The sequence below is a fragment of the Streptomyces griseorubiginosus genome (genome assembly GCF_036345115.1).
Classification (GTDB): domain Bacteria; phylum Actinomycetota; class Actinomycetes; order Streptomycetales; family Streptomycetaceae; genus Streptomyces; species Streptomyces griseorubiginosus_C.
On sequence record NZ_CP107766.1, the window covers coordinates 9,024,110 to 9,044,755 of the forward strand.

General features: G+C 72.0%; 16 protein-coding genes and 1 pseudogene. 6 read left to right on the plus strand and 11 right to left on the minus strand.

Annotated features, from left to right (window positions below; translation table 11 throughout):
- The first annotated feature begins 61 nt into the window (after positions 1–61).
- Positions 62–1,045 carry an aldo/keto reductase gene (locus OHN19_RS40655; RefSeq protein WP_330269018.1) on the plus strand — a complete coding sequence of 328 codons (984 nt, stop codon included), beginning with the start codon at positions 62–64 and terminating at the stop codon, positions 1,043–1,045.
- Between the two features lie 83 nt (positions 1,046–1,128).
- Complete coding sequence (locus OHN19_RS40660) at positions 1,129–1,614, plus strand: DUF6328 family protein (protein WP_330269019.1); 486 nt, start codon at positions 1,129–1,131, stop codon at positions 1,612–1,614.
- Here the strand turns inward: OHN19_RS40660 and OHN19_RS40665 are convergent.
- The 4 genes from OHN19_RS40665 to OHN19_RS40680 form a co-directional block, all read right to left on the minus strand.
- Entirely contained in the window at positions 1,535–2,227 is a 693-nt protein-coding gene (locus OHN19_RS40665; RefSeq protein WP_330269020.1) for a DUF2238 domain-containing protein, read from the minus strand. The two genes, OHN19_RS40660 and OHN19_RS40665, sit on opposite strands and share 80 nt — an antisense overlap.
- A 97-nt stretch (positions 2,228–2,324) precedes the next feature.
- Positions 2,325–2,762, minus strand: a complete 438-nt coding sequence (locus OHN19_RS40670) for an SsgA family sporulation/cell division regulator (RefSeq protein ID WP_330269021.1) — start codon at positions 2,760–2,762, stop codon at positions 2,325–2,327.
- A gap of 61 nt (positions 2,763–2,823) precedes the next feature.
- Positions 2,824–3,915 (minus strand): hypothetical protein, encoded by a 1,092-nt coding sequence (locus tag OHN19_RS40675; protein ID WP_330269022.1) that lies wholly within the window; start codon positions 3,913–3,915, stop codon positions 2,824–2,826.
- Positions 3,916–4,038: 123 nt separating this feature from the next.
- On the minus strand, positions 4,039–5,010 hold the full coding sequence (locus OHN19_RS40680; RefSeq protein ID WP_330269023.1) for an LLM class F420-dependent oxidoreductase: 972 nt from the start codon (positions 5,008–5,010) through the stop codon (positions 4,039–4,041).
- 106 nt (positions 5,011–5,116) lie between these two features.
- Here OHN19_RS40680 and OHN19_RS40685 point away from each other — a divergent pair, with 106 nt between their 5' ends.
- The gene (locus tag OHN19_RS40685; protein ID WP_330269024.1) at positions 5,117–6,535 is read left to right on the plus strand and encodes a serine hydrolase domain-containing protein; all 1,419 of its coding nucleotides are present in this window, start codon (positions 5,117–5,119) and stop codon (positions 6,533–6,535) included.
- On the opposite strand, the gene OHN19_RS40690 is transcribed toward OHN19_RS40685, so the two are convergent.
- From OHN19_RS40690 to OHN19_RS40720, 7 genes and pseudogenes are all read right to left on the minus strand, one after another.
- Positions 6,527–8,158: a serine/threonine-protein kinase gene (locus tag OHN19_RS40690; RefSeq protein ID WP_330269025.1), complete on the minus strand. Its 1,632-nt coding sequence runs from the start codon at positions 8,156–8,158 to the stop codon at positions 6,527–6,529. The two genes, OHN19_RS40685 and OHN19_RS40690, sit on opposite strands and share 9 nt — an antisense overlap.
- Positions 8,159–8,333: 175 nt before the next feature.
- Positions 8,334–9,293, minus strand: a complete 960-nt coding sequence (locus OHN19_RS40695) for a threonine/serine dehydratase (RefSeq protein WP_330269026.1) — start codon at positions 9,291–9,293, stop codon at positions 8,334–8,336.
- Between the two features lie 82 nt (positions 9,294–9,375).
- Positions 9,376–10,356: a polyprenyl synthetase family protein gene (locus OHN19_RS40700; RefSeq protein ID WP_330269027.1), complete on the minus strand. Its 981-nt coding sequence runs from the start codon at positions 10,354–10,356 to the stop codon at positions 9,376–9,378.
- Positions 10,353–11,393, minus strand: coding sequence for a tetratricopeptide repeat protein (locus OHN19_RS40705; protein WP_330269028.1), 1,041 nt, complete (start codon positions 11,391–11,393; stop codon positions 10,353–10,355). Before OHN19_RS40705 ends, OHN19_RS40700 begins: the two co-directional genes overlap by 4 nt.
- A 218-nt stretch (positions 11,394–11,611) precedes the next feature.
- Entirely contained in the window at positions 11,612–12,289 is a 678-nt protein-coding gene (locus OHN19_RS40710; RefSeq protein WP_330269029.1) for an AIM24 family protein, read from the minus strand.
- A 70-nt stretch (positions 12,290–12,359) separates the two neighbouring features.
- A pseudogene (locus OHN19_RS40715) lies at positions 12,360–13,838 on the minus strand (CAP domain-containing protein).
- A gap of 68 nt (positions 13,839–13,906) precedes the next feature.
- Positions 13,907–15,151 (minus strand): serine hydrolase domain-containing protein, encoded by a 1,245-nt coding sequence (locus tag OHN19_RS40720; protein ID WP_330269030.1) that lies wholly within the window; start codon positions 15,149–15,151, stop codon positions 13,907–13,909.
- Between the two features lie 92 nt (positions 15,152–15,243).
- Here OHN19_RS40720 and OHN19_RS40725 point away from each other — a divergent pair, with 92 nt between their 5' ends.
- The 3 genes from OHN19_RS40725 to OHN19_RS40735 are packed head-to-tail and all read left to right on the plus strand — an operon-like array spanning position 15,244 to position 20,632.
- Complete coding sequence (locus OHN19_RS40725) at positions 15,244–16,422, plus strand: ROK family transcriptional regulator (protein WP_330269031.1); 1,179 nt, start codon at positions 15,244–15,246, stop codon at positions 16,420–16,422.
- A gap of 29 nt (positions 16,423–16,451) precedes the next feature.
- A complete protein-coding gene (locus OHN19_RS40730) occupies positions 16,452–18,269 on the plus strand; it encodes an alpha-galactosidase D (protein WP_330269032.1) in 1,818 nt (605 codons plus the stop codon).
- 20 nt (positions 18,270–18,289) lie between these two features.
- Positions 18,290–20,632, plus strand: a complete 2,343-nt coding sequence (locus OHN19_RS40735; protein ID WP_330269033.1) for a glycosyl hydrolase family 95 catalytic domain-containing protein — start codon at positions 18,290–18,292, stop codon at positions 20,630–20,632.
- Positions 20,633–20,646 lie beyond the last annotated feature (14 nt).

The following is a 20,646-nucleotide window of genomic DNA, read 5'->3' on the forward strand; positions in this document are numbered from 1 at the left end:
CAGGTCGTGACCCGGAGCAACCCGTTCCGCGCATGTCGGCGACGGATGACAGACTGCCCCCATGGACGAGCGCACATTCGGCAGGTCTCAGCAGCACGCATCCGTCGTCGGACTCGGCACCTGGCAGCTGGGGGCCGACTGGGGAGACGTCGACGACAAGGAAGCCCTCTCGGTGCTGGAGGCGGCGGCCGAGTCGGGGGTCACCTTCTTCGACACCGCCGACGTGTACGGCGACGGGCGCAGCGAGCAGACCATCGCCGCCTTCCTGAGCGGCAGGCCCGATCTGCATGTGCTGGTCGCGACGAAGATGGGTCGCCGCGTCGACCAGATCCCCGAGAACTACGTCCTCGACAACTTCCGCGCCTGGAACGACCGTTCCCGCCGCAACCTCGGCGTCGACCGCATCGACCTGGTCCAGCTGCACTGTCCGCCCACCCCCGTCTACTCCAGCGACGAGGTGTTCGACGCCCTCGACACCCTCGTCGAGGAGGAGCGCATCGCCCACTACGGCGTCAGCGTCGAGACCTGCGCGGAGGCGCTCACCGCGATCGCCCGGCCCGGCGTGGCGAGCGTGCAGATCATCCTCAACGCCTTCCGCATGAAGCCCCTGCTGGAGGTCCTGCCCGCCGCGCGGGAGGCGGGGGTCGGCATCATCGCCCGCGTCCCGCTGGCCTCGGGCCTGCTGTCCGGCAAGTACACCAAGGACACCGTCTTCCCGGAGAACGACCACCGCGCCTACAACCGGCACGGCGAGGCCTTCGACGTCGGCGAGACCTTCTCCGGCGTCGACTGGACGACCGGCGTCGAGGCCGCCGCGGAGTTCTCCGCGCTCGCGCCCGAGGGCTACAGCCCGGCCCAGCTCGCTCTGCGCTGGATCATCGAGCAGCCCGGCGTCACCACCGTCATCCCCGGCGCCCGCTCGCCCGAACAGGCCCGCGCCAACGCGGCCGCCGCCAAGCTGCCGCCGCTGTCCGAGGAGACCCTCGCGGCGATCCGCGACCTCTACGACCGCCGGATCAAGGACCAGGTCGAGAACCGCTGGTGACTCCCCGCGCGGCTCCGGGACCGCTCCCGCCGCCCGGAGCCGCACTGTTGTTTGAACGATCAGTCACCGGATACCCGTAGCGCATGGTCGATACGGTGAGACGGACGGGCCGCGACGAGACCGAGGAAGAGCGCGCGGACCGCATGTGGGGCGAACTCATCCAGGAAATACGCGTCGCGCAGACAGGTGTGCAGATCCTCTTCGGCTTCCTGCTGACCGTGGTCTTCACGCCGAAGTACGACGACCTGGCCCATACCGACCAGGTCATCTACATCGTGACCGTGGTCCTCGGCTCCTGCGCCACCGGCGCCCTCATCGGGCCGGTGTCCCTGCACCGCCTCGTCTCCGGTCGGCGCATCAAGCCGCAGGCCGTGCGGATCGCCTCCCGCCTGACCTTCGTGGGTCTTGTCCTCCTCCTGACGACGATGACGGCGGCCCTGCTGCTGATCCTGCGGGTCGCCACCCACGACTCGTGGGTGCCCTGGCTCGTCACCGCGGTCGTGGCCTGGTACCTGCTGTGCTGGTTCGCCCTGCCGCTGTGGACCCGGCGCCGCTACACGACGGACTGAGGGCCCGCCCGTCGAGCTGCCGGTCGTGCACACGGCTCAGGACGAGCACCGACACCGTGGCGCCGACCAGCGCGCAGAACATGTCCCACTGGGTGTCCCAGACATCGCCCTGGGTGGCCAGGAAGGCGTCAGCCGCCTGGCCACCGATCACCGCGGCCGCCCACTCCAGCATCTCGAAGACGGCACTGAACGCCAGACACGCGCACACCGTCAGCGGCGCCAGCCAGCGGCTGCCCCGCAGCGGTGAGGTACGGCTGAGCAACTCCCGCACCAGGACCGCCGGCACGAAGCCCTGCATGAGGTGCCCGAAACGGTCGTACGGATTGCGGTCGAGGCCGAAGGTGTCCCGCATCCAGTCGCCGAGCGGGACCTGCGCATACGTGTAGTGGCCGCCCACGATCAGCACGAGCGCGTGGAGCGCGAGCAGACAGCACAGCAGGTCCGTGAGCGGGAAGCGGCGCCAGGTCAGCACGATCAGCGGCAGGCCGACCAGCACCCACACGGTCTCCAGGAACCAGGTAGTGCGGTCGCGCGGGCCCCACGCGGACAGGGCCAGCGCGGCGACCACGGCCCACGCGAGCAGAACGGGCAGCGGCCTTCGCCCAGCGGTCATGAGGTGCTCCTTGTCGTAGGAGCCCTCATCGTCGGGGCGGGGGACCGCCGACGGCATGAGTACCGCTACTCAGCCCCCGTGCGCAGCAGCACCCGTCTCAGCCGCCCGCGATGACCGAGGCCAGGAAGTCGTCGACGCTGACCTCCTCCTGGCCGAGCGGCACGATCTCGCGGGTCTCGCGCAGGAAGGAGGCCAGCGCCGGGGCCCAGGCGAAGACCACCGCGTGCTGGCGGCCCCCGTCAGTGCGGGCCTCGCCGTAGAACTCCATGCGCAGCTCCTCCCACACCCCGGTCGACACGGGGCTCAGCCGCACGTCCCCGACGCCCACCGGGCCGCTCAGGCCCTCGGCGAGCATCTCCCGGTCCAGCCGCCACCGCGCCAGCACCCGGCCGTCATGGCTGAACACCGCGGTGACGGCGAACGGGTCCGCCGCGTCGTACCCCAGATGGGCGAGCACGGGGCAACGGCCCGTGCCGCCCGCCTGGAGTTGCACGACGAGAGTCTTGTGTGCGGTCCTGTGGACGAAGGAGTTCACCTGGAGGCCTCCGGGGAGAACGACGTAGAGCCCTCTAGTACCCCTCCCACGGCCAAGATGCTCAGCCTTCCGGGTGATTCCCCTTCGCACCGCGCAGGGACGTGATGCACGCGGCGATGGCCTGCTGGAGTTCCTCCAACTGCTGGACCATGTCGTCCTCGTAGAAGTCCTGGGCGTCGTCGAAGGTCAGCTCCTCGAAGGCCCTGGTCGCCTTCTGGAGGCTGCTGTAGAACTTCGTCCGCCGTTCCTGCACCCGGAGTTCGGGATCGGCCTCCACGGCCTCGGCGACGAGCGACTTCATGGTGTCGAACGCCTCGGCCGCCCATTCGCCGGTGTCCTCGTCCTCCTCCAGCTCCGCCAGGAGCGACAGGTGGCGCTCGGCCTCCTGGCGGAGGTCCACCGGGGCGTCGATGGTCTGCCCGGCCGGCGTCTTCACCTGACCCGACTCGGCGATCTGGCGGACGTACCCGATCCGGTCGGCGGCCCGGCTCTCGGTGGCCACCGCCTTCTTCAGGTCGTCCGTGCGCACCACGTCCCGGGCCAGCGACGCCTGGAGCTCCGGGTCCTCCTTGATGCGGTCGAGCAGCGCGCTGCGCGCGGCCCGGGCGGTGGAGGGGTCGGCGAGGATCGCGGCGCGCAGGGCGGTCGGGTTCTCGGCGACCTCCAGGGCCTTCGTGGGGCGGATGCCCTCGGCCTCGGCAGCCTCCGCGATGGCGGTGCCGCGGTCGGACGTGGCGCTGCTGCGGGAGGAGTAGTAGTCCAACCACACGTCCGCGTCCGGCAGCTCCACCTCCTGGCCGGGGGACAGCGCCTCGAAGTGCGGGACCATGCCGTCGTCCGCGGCGCGGTCCCAGGCCTTGTAGTAGCGCAGGACACGCTCGGGGGAGCAGCCGGCGAGCTCGGCGAACTCCTTCGCGGACACCTTCGGCGTCTCGTCCGCGCCCTGGCCGCCGGGGCGCACACTGCGCGCCACCATCAGGCCGAAGGCCCAGCCGCCGGTCCGCGCGTACACCCCGAACTCGCGGGCGTCCCGCGCGACGAGGTCGGACAGCGGGGCGGCGGACCTCTCGGCCGAGGGCTCCACCCAGATCTCGGCCGGTGTCTCGACCGGGGTCTGCGCGGGCGTCTCGGACGGGTCGATCGCTGTGGTCACGGGTGCGTCTCCTGGGCAGGCTCGTTCGGACCGCACAGTGTCGCGGAACATCGTCTCGGACCGCGCCCTGTGCAGCTCGGAAGCCTATGGCACCCCCGGGTGCCGCCCCGGCAGCCGTCCCGCTCAGGCGAACGCGTCGCGCAGCGCGGGCAGCAGTGTCTTCTCCGACCAGTCCAGGAACTCCGGCTGCGAGTCGCCGCCGATCTGCACCAGGGCGATCTCGGTGAACCCGGCCTCCGCGTACGGCCGTACCGCCTCGACGAAGTCGGCGGGGTCGTCACCGCAGGGGATTGACGCGGCGACGTCGTCGGGCGTGACGAACTGCGTGGCCGCCTCGAACGCGTCGGGGTGCGGAAGCTCGGAGTTGACCTTCCAGCCGCTGCCGAACCAGCGGAACTGGGAGTGCGCCCGCTTGATCGCCGTGTCACGGTCGGGGTCGTAGCAGACCGGGAGTTGCCCCACGCGCGGCTTGCCCTCGCCGCCGTGGCGGTCGAACGCGTCGAGCAGGCCCGCCTTGGGCTCGGTGGCGATGACCAGGTCGGCGAGCCGGCCCGCCAGTTCGCACGACTGCTCGCCGGAGACGGCGAGGCCGATCTGCGGCGGCTCGTCCGGCAGGTCCCACAACCGTGCCGACTCCACGTCGAAATGCTTGCCGCGGTGGTTCACATGGCCGCCCCGGAACAGCGCGCGGATGATCTCCACGGCCTCTTCCAGCATCTCGTGCCGTACGTCGGCCGACGGCCAGCCGCCGCCCACCACATGCTCGTTGAGGTTCTCGCCCGAGCCGAGACCCAGCCGGAACCGCCCCTCCGAGAGCAGCTGCATGGTCGCCGCCTTCTGCGCCACCACCGCCGGGTGGTAGCGGAAGGAAGGACAGGTCACGTACGTCATCAGCGGGATGCGCGAGGTCGCCTGCGCGGCCGCCCCGAGCACGCTCCACGCGTACGGCGAGTGTCCCTGCGACCGCAGCCACGGAAAGTAGTGGTCCGAGGTCACCGAGAAGTCGTAGCCGACCTCCTCGGCCCGCACCACATGGCCCACGAGGTCACGCGGACCGGCCTGCTCGGTCATCATCGTGTATCCGATCTGCACCATGGGGTCCGAGTCCCCGGTGACCGGAGGGGAAAACGGGTCTCCCGCCGTCTCCCCGTCACACCGAGGCCCTCTCGATCATGACCCCGAAACGCGGCAGGATGCTGGCATGAGTTCCCTGCCCACGAGCACCCCCGCAGCCCAGGGCGTCGACGCCGCGGGCATACAGGCCTTCCTCGACGCCCTCGAATCCGACCCGCGCATCGAGCCGCACAGCCTGCTGCTGCTGCGTCACGGCCAGGTCGTGGCCTCGGGCTGGTGGTCGCCGTACGCCCCGGAACGGCTCCACCTCCTCTACTCGCTCAGCAAGAGCTTCACGGCCACGGCCGCCGGGTTCGCCGTGGCCGAGGGGCTGATTTCGCTGGACGACCCGGTGATCTCGTACTTCCCGGAGTTCGAGGCCGACGTCACCGACCCGCGCAGCCGCGCGATGCTCGTACGGCATGTGGCGTCGATGGCCAGCGGCCATGCGGAGGAGACGCTGGACCGTGCGCTGGCTCTGGACCGGGACGAGCTCGTCCGGGGTTTCCTGCTGGTCCCGCCGGACCGCGAGCCCGGCACGGTCTTCGCCTACAACCAGCCCGCCACCTACACGCTCGGCGCGATCGTGCAGCGCGTGACCGGCCAGAAGCTCACCGAGTACCTGCGGCCCCGCCTGTTCGAGCCGCTCGGCATCGGCGAGGCGGCCTGGATCCACGACCGGGCGGGCCGCGAGCTCGGCTTCAGCGGACTGCACGCCACCACCGACGCGATCGCCCGGCTGGGTCTGCTGTACCTGCGGGGCGGTGTGTGGGAAGGCGAGCGGCTGCTGCCCGAGTCGTGGGTCGCGGAGGCCACGCGCGTTCGGATCGCGCACGAGACAGGGCCGGAGGGCGGCTGGCCGGACTGGCAGCAGGGGTACGGCTTCCAGTTCTGGATCTCCCGGCACGGCTATCGCGGGGACGGGGCCTACGGGCAGTTCTGCGTGGTGCTGCCCGAGCAGGACGCCGTGCTGGCGATCACCTCGGACAGCGAGGAGATGCAGCAGGTCCTGGACCTGACCTGGGAGCATCTGCTGCCCGCCTTCGGGACCGGCCCGCTGCCCGGCCGGGAGGCGGCGGACGCGGCGCTGGCCGACCGTCTGACGCGGCTCGCGCTGCCTCCGGCCGAGGGCAAGGCGGTCACCGCGGAGAGCACCATCGTGTTCACCCCCGCCGCCGGCACCTGCGCGGACCAGCCGAGCCTGACCGCGGTCGAGGTGGGACCGGGAGGCCGCGTGACCCTGGTGGACGGCGGCGAGCGGCTGGAACTCGGGCCCGGGCTCGGGCAGGGCGGCTGGACGGTCGTCGACGAGCCGGTCCCGGTCGCGGTGAGCGGCGGCCGGACCGACGCGGGGACCCTGGTCGTCGACGTGGTGTTCCTGGAGACCCCCCACCACCTGCTGCTCACGTGCTCGCCGGAGGACCGGACGTTCACCGCGCGCTGGCGCACCCGGCCGCTGCACGTGGGCCCGCTGCGGCGGATGAGGGCGCCACGCGGCTCACACTGACGGCACCTCGAACGTGCGCAGGAAGGTGTCCAGCGCCGTCCGGTTCGCGGCGTCGTTCCAGTCGTCCGCCGGGGTCGTCCAGCGCAGCGAGTAGCCGCGGCCCCCGCCGATGAGGAAGCCGCGGCCGAAGGTGCGCACCCGGGTGCCGTCGACCTTCTCGATCCACTGCATGTCGGCGGCCTCCCGGCCCTGGTAGGTCGTCGCACGGATGTCACCGAGACGCTCGTACCCGGGGTTGTCCTCGAGGTCCGGCTCCACGTCGTCACGCCAGACGGCCACCGCGTCCGAGCCCACGGCCTTGCTGTACGTGACGGCGAGGGTGCGCGGGTCGCCGGCGGCGCCGAAGGTGACCCGGTAGGCCAGATCCTCCTGGCGCGAGGTGTCCAGCGGCTTCCAGCCCTTCGGCAGGGCGAGCGAGAAGCCTTCGGGGGAGCGGTACTCGCGGTACCCGGACGGCAACCCGGTGCCCGCGGTGGGGGACGCCGACCCGGTCGGGGTGGGCGTGGGAGGGGTGGAGGTCTCGTCGGTACGGTTCCCTGGCGCGGAGGCCGGCGGGGACGCGGAGACGGACGGGGACGGTGGCGCCGGGGCGGGCGCGGAGGCCGAGGCGGACGGGGCGGGCGCCTCGCCGGTCGTCGCGGAGTCGGTGCCGGGCAACGCCTTGGTGACCGTGAGGACTGCGGCGGCCACCGCGACGACGGCCAGGGCGGTGCCCGCGATCAGGAGGCGGCTGCCGCGGCCCGTGGCCACACCGGGCATGCCGCGCAGCCGCTGCCTGGGCTCCTCCGGCGGGACCTCGTCCGGCTCCTCGCTGAGGATCCTGACGAGCGCGTTGCGCACGGCCCAGCGGGTCAGCCGCTCCTGGGAGTTCTTGCGCAGCAGCCCCTGGATGATGTGGGTGAGCGGTCCGGCCCGCACCGGCGCCCGCAGCGGCAACCGGTCGACCCCTTTCAGGGTGGCCGCGGGACGGTCGCGGTCCCGGAACGGCGGCCGGCCCTCCACCAGGGTGTAGAGGATCGCGCCGAGTGCCCACAGGTCCGCTGCCGGACCGATGCGCTCGTCACGGGCCTGTTCGGGGGAGGCGTACGAGGGTGCCGAGAGCCTGGGGGCGAGGGTCGCGCCGGCCAGGCCGAAGCCGGTGACCACGACGGCACCCCGGTCGCGCACGAACACCTGGCCCGGGCTGAGTTCGCCGTGCGTGATGCCCTCGCCGTGCGCCGCCTCCAGCACCTCCAGCAGTTCCAGACCGACGCGTGCCGCCTGGGCATGGTCGAACGTCCCCCGCTGGGCGAGCAGTTCACCCAGCGGTATGCCGTCGACGGGTTCGGTGACGGTCCACAGGACGCCCTCCTGCACCACGGCGTCGACGACCGAGGCGATCCGGCCGGGGGAGACCACCCGCATCGTCTTGGACATCCGCACGACACCCGCGGCGGTGCGCAGCGCGGTCTCCTCGTCCGTCGAGGCCGGGAGCCCGATCTCGGTGAGCAGACAGGGGCGTTCGACCGAGACGTCCTCGCCGTACCAGCAGGTCCGGTTGGTCTCGCGATGCAGGACGTCCAGGGGCCGGTACCGTCCCGCGACCAACCCGTGTGTGGAGACGTGCGCCTTGACCATGGTCATCCCTCGCTGAACCCCTGGCTCTCACCTTTCACAGAGGTACGGCGGGTGCGGCGGGGTCCGTTCAATCAAATCCTCAACCGGTGGAATCCGCTTTCTGACCGGTCGGTATCTGACTCACAAGTCAGTAGAACGAACGGAGTCGGGCGCCTCGTTCGACCGGGTCCGAGCGCCTCGCTCAACGCACTCCGAACCGCTCGGCCCACGCCATGACGTCGGCGGTCGTCGCGTTGCCGCCGCACACCACGAGGCCCAGCCGGCAGTCGTCACCGACGCGTTCCCGCACCTGTCGGGCGGCGGGCAGGAGACAGCCGGCCGCCGGTTCGCCCCACACCTTGGCGTGGTCGGCGAGGTCCAGGCAGCCCCGCACGGCCTCCCGGTCCGGGACCACGAGCACCTCGGTGACCAGAGCCGCCGCATGGTCGTACGTCAGCTGTGACACGGCCGGGGCGCTCAGCGTGGACACCACCGAGGACAGCGCGACCGGCACCGGGCCGCCCTGGGCGAGCGCCCGGGACATGGCCTCGGCGCCCTCGGTCTCCACGCCCCAGACCCTGACCCCCGGACGACGCGCCCGCAGCGCCGCCGCGACCCCGGCGATCAGACCGCCGCCCCCGACGCTGACGAGGACGTCGGTGAGGTCGTCAGCGTCGTCCGCGAACTCCAGTCCGACCGTCCCCTGCCCGGCGATCACCAGCGGGTCGTCGAAGGGGTGGACCAGCGTCAGCCCCTCGTCCCGCAGCCGGTTGACGAGCGAGAACGCGCCGTCCATGTCGTCCGTCAGCCGCAGTGACGCGCCGGTGGCCGCCACGAGCTCCACGGACCGGGCGGGTGCCGACCGCGGCATGACCACCGTCGCCTTGACGTCGAGGGCGGCGGCCATGTGGGCGAGGGCGATCCCGTGGTTGCCGCCGCTGACCGCCACGACCCCCGCCGCCCGCTCCGCCTCGCTCAGCGACAGCAGCTTGGCCGTCGCCCCGCGCGCCTTGAACGAGCCGGTGCGCTGGAGCAGTTCGAGCTTGACGGTGACGGGAGCACCGAGCAGTGCGGACAGGCCGGGGCTGGGCAGGGTCGGTGTGCGGACGACGTAGGGGGCGATCCGCCCGGCCTGCCGCTCGATGTCCGTGATCCCGATCAAGACGGTCTTCCTTCCGGAGGAGAGGGGTCCCCTCGAACCCTGTCCCCGCGGACGGGCGCAGGTCAACTCGGCGAGCCGGGCGTCAGAAGTCGCGTCTCAGCAGGTGGTCGAGGAGCGGCCGCAGCGCCTCCGCCGTCTCGGCGTACGCCATGTGACGGCGGGCCTCGGCGAGGGCGGCCGACCTGCCGCCGCACTCCTCGACCAGGGCCGCGATCTCCCGCGGAGGCCCGTCCGACTCCAGGAGCCGGGCCAGGCGTGCCGCCGCGGGTGTCGACGCGTCGAGCGCGGCCAGCACCGGGAACGTCTTCTTCCGCTCCCGCAGGTCGCCTTGCACGGGCTTCCCGGTGACCAGGGGGTCGCCCCAGATGCCCAGGACGTCGTCGACGATCTGGAACGCGACCCCCAGGTGCCGTCCGGCCCGGTCCAGCGCGGCCACCTCGGCCGGCGGAGCCCCGCCGAGCAGGGCGCCCAGCGCGGCCGCGCAGCCCAGCAGCGCTCCGGTCTTGCCCTCAACCATGACCCGGTACTCCCGCGGCCGGACCCGCTCCGGCCCCCTCCAGGGACGCGTGGCGAACAGGAGGTCGTCGGCCTGACCGCGCACCAGGTCCAGGAGCGCGGCCGAGAGCAGGCGCACGGCCCCGGCACCGGCTCCGGTGTCGGCCAGGGTCGCCACGGCCAGCGCGAACAGGGCGTCGCCCGTGAGGACCGCGGGGCCCGTGCCGTACGCCTTCCACACCGTGGGACGGCCGCGGCGCGCCTGGTCGCCGTCCATGATGTCGTCGTGGAGCAGGGAGAAGACGTGCACCAGTTCCACGGCGACCGCCGCCGGTACCCCGGCCCGGGCGGGCGCTCCGGCCGCCTCCGCACCGAGCACGGCGAGCGCCTGCCGTACGCCCTTGCCGCCGGAGGCCGTGGCCGGGGCGCCGCCGACCTCGCACCAGCCGAAGGAGTAGGCGGCCATCTCCCGCACCCAGGGATGCAGTTCCCCGACGGCCTCCCGCAGTGCCGGCCGCACCAACTCCCGGCAACGGGTGAGGACTTCGGGAGCGGCGAGAGTCGTCACCGTACCGCCTCCGCCCGCACGCCGAACTCCTCCTGGGCCCGCGCCACCATCTCCCGCGCGTGCCGCAGTCCGGTCCGCTCCAACACCCGCGCCAGATCGTTCAGTTCGGCCGCCGTCTCGGCCCGGTCGCGGCCCAGGCGGGCCAGGGACTTGGCGAGCCCCAACCGCGACAGCGCCTCCCCGCGCGGCTCGCTCATGGCGCGGAACTCCGCCAGCGCCTGTTCGTAGAACTCGCGTGCCTCGGAGTAACGCCCGGCCCGGTAGAGGACGTTGCCGCGCATCTTGTGGTTGTAGGCCAGCGCGCTGGAGAGGTTCATCGTGCGGCAGGTCGTCTCCGCCTCGGACAGCAGGGCCAGGGCCCGCTCGGTGTCGCCGTCGCGCACCGAGGCGAGGTCGGCGAGTCCGCGCTGCGCCCAGGCGTGACCACGCCGGTCGTCGGCGTCCGCGGCGATCCGGGCCGCTTCCTCGAACATGGCGAACGCGGTGTCGTAGGACCCGGTGTTGCGGTGCATCTGCGCGATGCCCGACAGCGCCCACACCGTGTGCCGGGCCTCGCCGCGCCGCCTGGCCTCGGCCAGCAACTGCTCGTGCAGTCGGCCCACGGCCTCGTAGTCCCCCTGGATGCGGCCCGTCTCGGCCAGACCCGCGAGCGAGTAGCCGCGCACGACGACGTCCCCGCCGCGCTCGCCGAGTTCGGCCGCCAGCCCCAACAGCCTGCGCGCCAAGGCGAATGCGCCGCGCTGCCGGGCCAGGGTGCCGCCGCTCCACAGCGCCCACGCCATCCCCGCGGTGTCCTCGGCCCGCCGGGCGGACCGGTAACTCGCCTTCCAGGTCCGGTCGGCGTCGGCGATCCGCCCGAGCCGGCGCTGCGCCTCGGCGACCGCGAGCCCGGAGCGCGCCGCCTCACCGTGCCGCCCGGCCCGCTCGGCCGCTCTCAACTGCTCGGTACCGGCGGCCAGTACGTCGTCCAGCGAGGAGTTCACGGAGAGGGTGTTGAGGGCGCCCTGGTACTCCGGGGCGAATGCCTTGCCGTACATGCATGCCTTTCCGTCCGTATACACCCCATCTATACAGCTCGCGTATACATGCTGCGTATACATGGTGCGTATAGTGCGTCGAGAGTGAGGCCCCGACCCGGGGGCCGGGGCCTCACCTGTTGCCGATCAAGACGGGGACGGAGGCGGAGGGGTTGCCTGTGAGGCGCAGATCACCGTGAGAGGCGCCGGGGTCGGTGCCGTCGGAGCTGTCCGTGCTGTCAGTGCTGTTGGGCCTTCTGCGGGGTCACCTCGCTCGGCCGTACGACGACGTAGCCCGAGCCCTGGAGCATCAGCTGCACCGCCTCGCCCGAACCGCCGCGCAGCATCGACCCGATGGACTGCGAGCGGTGCAGCGAGGTGCCCAGGCCCGCCGTCCAGCCGACGACCGCGTCGGTGTCGACGTACACCGGGAACTCCGGGGAGACCGGGATCACCAGCGGATTGCCCTCGCAGACCAGGCCCAGTCTGCCGTGGCCCGTGAACACGCTGTTGAACAGACCGCCGCCGGCTATGCCCGCTCCCTTCACGGTCGAGATCCGGTACGCCAACGAGGCGTCGAAGCACAGGACGTTGCGGCCGTTGACGGTGAACTCGTCACCCGGTTCCACGTCGACGATGAAGCAGTTCTGGGCCTCGTGCGCGAACCAGGCCTCGCCCTGGCCGCGCACCGCCATCAGGGGCAGTCCCTCACCGGTGACGGCTCGCTTGAGCATGCCGCCGACGCCCTGGCCCTTGCGCTCGAACTGGAGATTGCCGCGGTAGGCGACCATCGCCCCCTGGCGGGCGAGCATCTCGCCGTGCACCGCGTACCTGATGCACTTGGAGTTCTCGACCGTCATGCCCGGCGCGGTGGCCGGCTGCACCATGTGCTCACTGGAAAAGAGGTCACCCTTCATGGGGGCATCCTGGCCCGGAGGGATTCCCTCCGCCAAGATCCCGTCCGCTGCGGGAATCGGGCGCCTGGGATCAGGCGCCGAACAGCTGGGTCCAGTACGTGCCCGCCGGGCCGCCGCCGGCGAAGCCGACGCCGATGTGGGTGAAGTCGGGCTTCAGGATGTTGGCGCGGTGGCCGGGACTGTTCATCCAGCCCTCGACGACCTCGGCGGCCGAGCGCTGTCCGCACGCGATGTTCTCCCCGATCGAGCGGCGGGTGGAGCCCGCGGCCGCGGCCCGGTCTCAGGGCTGGGTGCCCTCGGGCGAGGTGTGGGAGTAGAAGGCGCGGACCGCCATGTCGGTGCTGTACGCCTGCGCGGCGCCGGCGAGGTGGTGATCGACGGCGAGGCTCGGCAGGCCGGCCCCGGCGCGCTCCCGGTTGGTGAGGGCGACCACCTCGTCGGCGGTCCGGGTGAGGTCGGCGGCGGTGAGGGGCCTGGCCCACAGCGCCGTCCAGTACGTGTCGCCGGAGCGGCCCCCGGAGACGTACGCCAGACCGGTGTGGGTGAAGGCCGGGTCCAGCAGGGTGCGCCGCGGCTGCTCGGTGCGCAGGCAGTACTCGACGAACTCGGCGGGGTTGCGCGGACCGGACACGAGGTGTTCTCCGACGGTGATGTACGCGAATCCGGTGGCGGTGACGCGCTGGAACACGGAGACACCGTCGGCTCCTTCGACCCCGAGGCGTCCCGCGGAGGCCATGGCGGAGGCGTGGGCGCGGGCGGCTTCGGTGAGGCGGGGATCGAGGGCCACCGGGGACGAACCGGCTCGGGTACGAGCCGAGTTGACCAGGGTGAGGAAGGCGGTGGGGGGCGGGTGCGGGCCGGTGGGGGCCGGTCGGGCAGTTCCCCGCGCCCCTGGGTGGGTGCCGTCACGCGGGGTGGCCAGCTCGGGGGATCCGTGCGCCGGGGAGGTGGGCGCGGCCGGGAAGCCGTGCCGCGGCGAGCCAGGCTCGGCATGAAACGCCGGCCCCGCGGCCGCCGCCCGCCCCGTCCCCGTCGGCCCCGACGCGCCCGCCCCCGTGGTCGTCGGTGTCTCGTCCAGCACGTCCACGCCGAAGTCCCGTGCCAGCCCCCCGAGCCCGTCCGCGTACCCCTGCCCCAGCGCCCGCAGCTTCCAGCCCGTGCCGCGCCGGTAGAGCTCCGCGAGCAGCAGCACCGTCTCCTGGCGTGGCCGGGGTGGCGTGAACCGGGCCAGTGGACCCCCGGACACGCGGGTGACCTCGAGAACCGGGACGGGCAGTCGGCCCAGGGGAGTCGCGGGGTCGGCCGGGCTGACGACCACCGTGACGCGCACGGCACCCGCGCGCAGGCGCCGGGGATCGACGGTCAGCGCGTCGCCGGAGAGCCGTATGCCGGGAGCGGAGGGCTGGTTGTAGAACACGAAGTCGGCGTCACCCCGGACCTTGCCGCCCTCGTCCGTGACGAGCGCGGACACGTCGAAGGGGCCGGCCACCCGCACGGTGACGGCCCCTTCCGGCAGGGGCAGATTGCCCCCGGGAACCAACTCGCTCATCGTGCCGCCCCGGTGTCGTCGTTCGCTGGGAGCAACGCCCACCGGGGAGCCGGGGTTCCCGCCCGGCCTCAGTCCAGCGTGACCGCCGGCGCCATGTCCTCGTGCCGCTCGACCGGAGCCGCGTCACGCGCAACCCCGCCCGCCCTGCCCCGCGGAGCCTTGCCCATCAAGTCGCGCGGAGCCTTCGTCGCCTTGCCGCAGAACGCGGAGTCCAGCGTGCGCAGCATGGTGTTGAGGACCGTGCCGTTGTTGGACGTGTTGGCGACCGCGGCGAGAGTCCGCTCGCCGTCCTTCGACGCGAACGCGTACGTGTAGAAGCCCTGCACGGCCCCCGTGTGGCCGTACACCGAGACCCCGCACGACAGATCGCGGCGGCGCAGCCCGAGGCCGTACGCCTGACCCGTCCCCGCCGGCAACCACTTCTCCATCTGCGCCAGTTGAGCCGCCGAGGTGAGCCGGCCCTGGAGCAGCGCGGACAGGAAGGTGTTCAGGTCCCGGGTGCTGGAGATCAGCGCGCCCGCGCCCTGCGCCCACGACACGGTCTGCTCGGTGGCGTCGACGAGGGGCGCGCCCGCCTGGTCCGGGGTGAGATAGCCGCGCGCGAACCGGCCGGGGATCTTCGTCCCGGGGTGCACATAGAGCGTGTCGCGCAGCTTCAGCGGCTCGATGATCCGGTTCTGGTACTCGGTCCGCACCGGGTTCCCGGTCAGCTTCTCGACCAGCATCCCGGCGACCACGAAGTTGGTGTTCGAGTACGAGTACTTCGCCCCCGGCGCGTTGGTGCGCGGCTTGCGCAGCGAGAGCTTCACGAGTTCCTCGGGCGTGAAGACCCTCTTGCGGACCGCCTCGAAGCCCGGGACCGTCCTGGCGAACATGTCGTTCGTGTAGTCGTACAGCCCGCTGCGGTGGCCCAGCACCTGACGCACCGTGATCCGGTCGTCGGGCAGCAGCCCCGGCAGATAGCGGTCGACCGGCGCGTCGAGCTTCAGCTTCTTCTCGTCGACCAGCTGGAGCAGGACCACCGCGGTGAACGTCTTGGTGACACTGCCGATGCGGAACCGGTCGGCGTCACCCATCGCCCGCGCGGTCCCGCGGTCCGCGACCCCCGCGGTGGCCCCGAACACCGTGCCCCGGTCCTCCACCCGGGCCATCGCACCCGGCGCGCCCTGTGCCAGCGCGGAACGCAACACCCCCCGCAGACCCGCGAGATCCACCGCGGGCCCGGCGGGCGACTCGGCATGGGCCGGGCTCGCGAGCAGGGGCAGCAGGACCGCCCCGGCCACCGTCCCGACAAGCACTCTCACTGATGTCATCCGGCTCTTCTCCTTGGCTGGACACAGCAACGGCACAGGCAATCCTGCTTCTTTTATTGACGTCGGAAAAGAATCCCCCTAGGTTCCCGAACATGCGCCCGACCCCCAGCGCCGAGACCTTCCCCGCCAACACCCCCGCCGCCTCACAGGTGTTCACCGCCGTCCTCTCCCACGGACCCCTCGCCCGTCTGGAGGTGTCCCGGCGTGTCGGACTGTCACCGGCCGCCGTCACCAAGGCCGTCCGGCCCCTCATCGAGGCGGGATACCTGGTGGAGGGCGCCGACGAGGACGCCCGCCCCGCGCTCGGCAGGCCCGCGAACCTCGTCCGGGTCGACGGCGGACGGGCCCTGTTCATCGGCGTCAAGGTCACCGGCGACGAGATCATCGGCGTCCTCACCGACCTGTGCTGCCGTATCCGGGTCGCCCGGCACCTGCCCCTGCCCGACCGCGAGCCCAGGACGGTCCTCGCGAGCATCGCGGAACTCACCCGGCAGCTCCTCGCCCGGACGGACGGCTCCACGGCCCCCGTCCTGGGCCTGGGCATAGCCGTCTCCGGTGATGTCGACCGGGGCGAGGGCACCGTCCGCTACTCGCCCTTCCTGGAGTGGCGCGACGTCCCGCTCGCCGAACTCGCCGCCATGACCACGGGGTTGCCGGTCACCCTCGACAACGACGTACGCGCCCTGACGGTCGCCGAGCAGTGGTTCGGCGCCGGTGCGGGCCTGTCCGACTTCGCCGTGGTCACCGTCGGCGCCGGCATCGGCTGCGGACTCGTGGTGCACGGCCGGGTGGTCGCCGGGGCCCATGGCGTGGCCGGCGAGATCGGCCACGTCACCGTCGACCCGTCCGGCCCGCTCTGCCACTGCGGCAACCGCGGCTGCGTCGAGGCCATCGCCGGGGAGGCCGCGATCGTCCGGCGGATCCGCGAGGCCACCGGCGCCGAACTCACCGACGCCGACGAGGCCTTGGCCCTGGCCAGGGAAGGCGTCCCCGGAGCCCGCGAGGTGTACGCCCGCGCGGGCGAGGCGATCGGCCGGGGCATCGCCACCGTCGCCAACCTCCTCGGCCCCGAGCGCGTGATCATCTCCGGCGAGGGACTCGCCGCCTACGACCTGTTCGCCGAACAGATCCGCGAGGCCTTCGTCGCGGCCGCGTTCGGCTCCGCCGCCCAGTGCGACGTCCGCACCCGCCCCCTGCCCTTCGAGGAGTGGGCGCGCGGCGCCGCCGCCACCGCCATCCAGTCCTTCATCACCCCGGACACGAGCCGATAAGTACCCGCACCCCATTGGAGGTACGACCCATGCGGTCATCCTCGTACTTCGCCATGCCCACGCGAGCCCTGATGCCCGCCAGAGCCCTCCTGGTCCTCGCCCTCACCGCGGTCGCCGTCCCCACGGCCCACGCCGCCGAGACCCACACCCCCGCGCAGAGCGCCGCGCCCGCGCTCGCCGCCAAGCCCTACATGGGCTGGTCCAGCTGGAGCATGCAGTCCTCCAAGTACCCCGGCCTCAACCCGGACGGCGACTACAGCTACCTCACCGAGGCCAACGTCCTGAAGCAGACCGACGCCCTCGCCGCCAAGCTGAAGAAGTACGGCTACGAGTACGTCAACATCGACGCCGGCTGGTGGATGGACAAGACCTGGAAGTCCGGCTTCGACCAGTACGGCCGCCAGAAGCCCGACCCGGTCCGCTTCCCCAGCGGCATGAAGGCCGTCGCCGACCGCATCCACGCCAAGGGCCTCAAGGCCGGCATCTACCTCCCGGCAGGCCTGGAGAAGGGGGCGTACGGCGACGGCAGGACCCCGATCTGGAATGCGGAGGGCTGCACCACCGCCGACATCGTCTACGACGACCTGCGCACCACCAACGGCTGGGACAGCGCCTACAAGCTCGACTTCGCCAAGCCCTGCACGAGCAAGTACATCGACTCCCAGGCCCAGTTGATCGCCGACTGGGGCTACGACTTCCTCAAGCTCGACGGCGTCGGCCCCGGCTCCGGCAAGAGCGGCGACCAGTACGACAACGTCGCCGACGTGGCCGCCTGGCACCGGGCAACAGCCGCCACCGGCCGCCCGATCCACCTCGAACTCTCCTGGTCCCTCGACATCGGCCACGCCGCCGACTGGAAGAAGTACTCCCAGGGCTGGCGCGTGGACACCGACGTCGAGTGCTACTGCAACACGCTCGTCAGCTGGGAGAACTCCGTCGACGACCGCTGGGACGACACCCCCGCCTGGACCCGGCACGCGGGACCCGGCGGCTGGAACGACCTCGACTCCCTCGACGTCGGCAACGGCGCGATGGACGGCCTCACCAAGGCCGAACGGCAGAGCTACGCCACCCTGTGGGCCATCGCCAAGTCCCCCCTCTACACCGGCGACGACCTCACCCGCCTCGACTCCTACGGCCTCTCCCTGCTGACCAACCGCGAGGTCATCGCCATCGACCAGGGCCCCAACCCGCCCGCCCAGCCGGTCACCCCGTCCGACCCCCAGCAGGTCTGGGCCTCGAAGAACCCCGACGGCACCTACACGGTCGCCCTGTTCAACCTCGCCGACGCCCCCGCCGCGGTCACCGCCGACTTCACCACCCTCGGCTTCACCGGCAAGGCCTCCGTCCGGGACCTGTGGAACCACGAGAACCTCGGCACCTACCAGAACAAGGTCACCCAGGCCCTGCCCGCCCACGGCTCGCGCCTGTTCACGGTCACCCCGCGCGGCACCGCCCTCACGTACACCGGCTACGAAGCCGAGTCCCCCACGAACACCCTCGGCGGCAACGCCTCCGTCGCCGACTGCTCCGCCTGCTCGAACGGAAAGAAGGTCGGCAACTTGTACCTCGGCGGCAAGCTGACCTTCAACGGTGTGATGGTCGCGAAAGCCGGCACCTACCAGGTCAAGGTCTCCTACATCAGCGGTGACGCCCGCTCGGTGGACGTCTCGGCCAACGGCGGCGGCGCCACCCGCCACAAGCTCCCCGCCACCGGCGACTGGGGGACCGTGGCGAGCGTGTACGTGCCGGTCACCCTCAAGGCGGGCGCCAACACCATCACCTTCGACAGCGGCTCCGACGGCTACGCGCCGGACATCGACCGGATCGACGTACCCAAGTCCTGACCGAGCCACCAGGAGCCGCCATGACCCCCACCCCCTCCAGACGCGGTGTCCTCGCGCTGACCGCAGCGCTCGCCGCCCTGCCCACCTTCACCGCGACCGCGGCACCCCAGCGGCCCACCGACGCACCCGCCCTCGAAGCCGACCCGCAGCACCGGCTCTGGTGGCAGGCCCCCGCCGACGAGCACTCGATGATCGAACAGGGCCTGCCCGTCGGCAACGGCCGCCTCGGCGCCCTCACCAGCAACGACCCCGGCCGCGAACTCCTCCTCGTCACCGACGCCACGATGTGGACCGGCGGCCGCAACGACACCCTCGACGCCGACGGCCAGTTCCCCTACGGCCGCCAGGACTTCGGCTCCTTCACCCTGCTGGCCCGGCTCACCGTCGACCTCCCCGACCACGACCTGTCCACCGTCTCCGGCTACCGCCGCACCCTCGACCTCGACCGGGGCGTGAACACCACGTCGTACGTCCGCTCCGGCGTGACCTACCGACGGGAGATCTTCGCCAGCCACCCCGACGACGTCATCGTCCTGCACTTCACCCAGAGCGGCGGAGGCCACTACACCGGCACCGTCACCCTGGAGGGCACGCACGGCGAACAGCCCGCGGTCTCCTTCGGGGCCACCCTCCCGAACGGGCTGCGATACGGCGCCGCGATCACCGCGTACGGCAGCGGCGGCCGTGTCCGGGTGAACGGCCCGGACATCACCTTCGCCGGGTGCCGGGACCTGACCGTGGTGCTGAGCGGTAGCACCGACTACGCGCCCGACGCGGCCGCCGGTTTCCGCGATCCGTCCCTCGACCCCGAGCGACTCGCCCGCACCAAGGTCAGGTCGGCCGCCCGGCACTCGGCGGCCACCCTGCTCCGCACCCACACGGCCGACCACCACGCCCTGTACGGGCGGCTCGGTGTCTCCCTCGGCACCTCCACCCCCGATCAGCGTGCCCTGGACACCTGGGAGCGCCTGCGGGCGCGCGCCCGGGACGGTGTGCCCGATCCCGAACTGGAGTCCCAGTACCTCCAGTTCGGCCGCTACCTGATGATCGCGGGATCACGCGGCAGCCTCCCTCTCAACCTCCAGGGCCTGTGGCTCGACGGCAACGACCCCGACTGGATGGGCGATTACCACACCGACATCAACATCCAGATGAACTACTGGGCGGCCGACCGCACCGGGCTGTCCGACTGCTTCGACGCACTCACCGACTACTGCGTCGCCCAACTCCCGTCCTGGACCGACCTCACCCGCAGGCTCTTCAACGACTCCCGCAACCGCTACCGCAACTCGACCGGCAAGAACGCCGGCTGGACGGTCGCCATCTCCACGAACCCCTTCGGCGGAGGCGGCTGGTGGTGGCACCCGGCGGGCAACGCCTGGCTGTGCAACTCCCTCTACGAGCACTACGAGTTCACCGCCTCGCGGGCCCACCTGGAACGCATCTACCCGCTCCTGAAGGGCGCCTGCGAGTTCTGGGAGGCACGACTGCTGACCATGACCCTCCCCGGCACCTCACGGGAGGTCCTGGTCGCCGACAGCGACTGGTCGCCCGAGCACGGCCCCCTCGACGCCAAGGGCATCACCTACGCCCAGGAACTCGTGTGGACCCTGTTCGGCAACTACTGCACGGCCGCGGCCGAGTTGAAGAAGGACACGGGGTTCGCCACCACGGTCGCCGGCCTCCGCAAGCGCCTCTACCTCCCCCAGGTCAGCCCCACCACCGGCTGGCTGGAGGAGTGGATGTCCCCCGACAACCTCGGCGAGACCACCCACCGCCACCTGTCCCCGCTCGTCGGACTCTTCCCGGGCGACCGGATCCGCCCCGACGGCTCCACCCCGGCCGATCTGGTCGAGGGCGCCACCGCCCTGCTCACCGCCCGCGGCATGGAGAGCTTCGGCTGGGCCAACGCCTGGCGTGCATTGTGCTGGGCCCGGCTGAAGGACGCGGACAAGGCCTACCAGTTGGTGGCCAACAACCTCCGCCCCTCCAGTGGCGGCAGCAACGGCACCGCCTTCAACCTCTTCGACATCTACGAGGTGGAAAAGGGCCGCGGAATCTTTCAGATCGACGCGAATCTGGGTACCCCCGCAGCGATGATCGAGATGCTGCTCCACTCCCGCCCAGGACACCTGGAACTCCTGCCCGCCCTGCCCGACGCCTGGGCCGCCGCCGGCTCCCTCACGGGAGCGAACGCCCGCGGCGGGTTCGTCGTGGACCTGCGCTGGCGGGACGGCACACCGACCGAAGCACGGATCCGCAGCGTCGGCGGCCGCACCACGACCGTCGCCCACGCGGGCAGCACCCGCACGGTGACACTGAAGCCGGGCGCCGCCGTCACCCTGAAGGGCTTCGACCGATGAGGCGCCGGATCGCC

Coding starts and splice junctions, on each gene's coding strand:
- OHN19_RS40730 (WP_330269032.1), top strand. CDS start 16,452: ATGCGGTCATCCTCGTACTTCGCCATGCCCACGCGAGCCCTGATGCCC.
- OHN19_RS40685 (WP_330269024.1), top strand. CDS start 5,117: ATGAGTTCCCTGCCCACGAGCACCCCCGCAGCCCAGGGCGTCGACGCC.
- OHN19_RS40705 (WP_330269028.1), bottom strand. CDS start 11,393: ATGTACGGCAAGGCATTCGCCCCGGAGTACCAGGGCGCCCTCAACACC.
- OHN19_RS40665 (WP_330269020.1), bottom strand. CDS start 2,227: ATGACCGCTGGGCGAAGGCCGCTGCCCGTTCTGCTCGCGTGGGCCGTG.
- OHN19_RS40655 (WP_330269018.1), top strand. CDS start 62: ATGGACGAGCGCACATTCGGCAGGTCTCAGCAGCACGCATCCGTCGTC.
- OHN19_RS40735 (WP_330269033.1), top strand. CDS start 18,290: ATGACCCCCACCCCCTCCAGACGCGGTGTCCTCGCGCTGACCGCAGCG.
- OHN19_RS40725 (WP_330269031.1), top strand. CDS start 15,244: ATGCGCCCGACCCCCAGCGCCGAGACCTTCCCCGCCAACACCCCCGCC.
- OHN19_RS40710 (WP_330269029.1), bottom strand. CDS start 12,289: ATGAAGGGTGACCTCTTTTCCAGTGAGCACATGGTGCAGCCGGCCACC.
- OHN19_RS40720 (WP_330269030.1), bottom strand. CDS start 15,151: ATGACATCAGTGAGAGTGCTTGTCGGGACGGTGGCCGGGGCGGTCCTG.
- OHN19_RS40680 (WP_330269023.1), bottom strand. CDS start 5,010: ATGGTGCAGATCGGATACACGATGATGACCGAGCAGGCCGGTCCGCGT.
- OHN19_RS40690 (WP_330269025.1), bottom strand. CDS start 8,158: ATGACCATGGTCAAGGCGCACGTCTCCACACACGGGTTGGTCGCGGGA.
- OHN19_RS40660 (WP_330269019.1), top strand. CDS start 1,129: ATGGTCGATACGGTGAGACGGACGGGCCGCGACGAGACCGAGGAAGAG.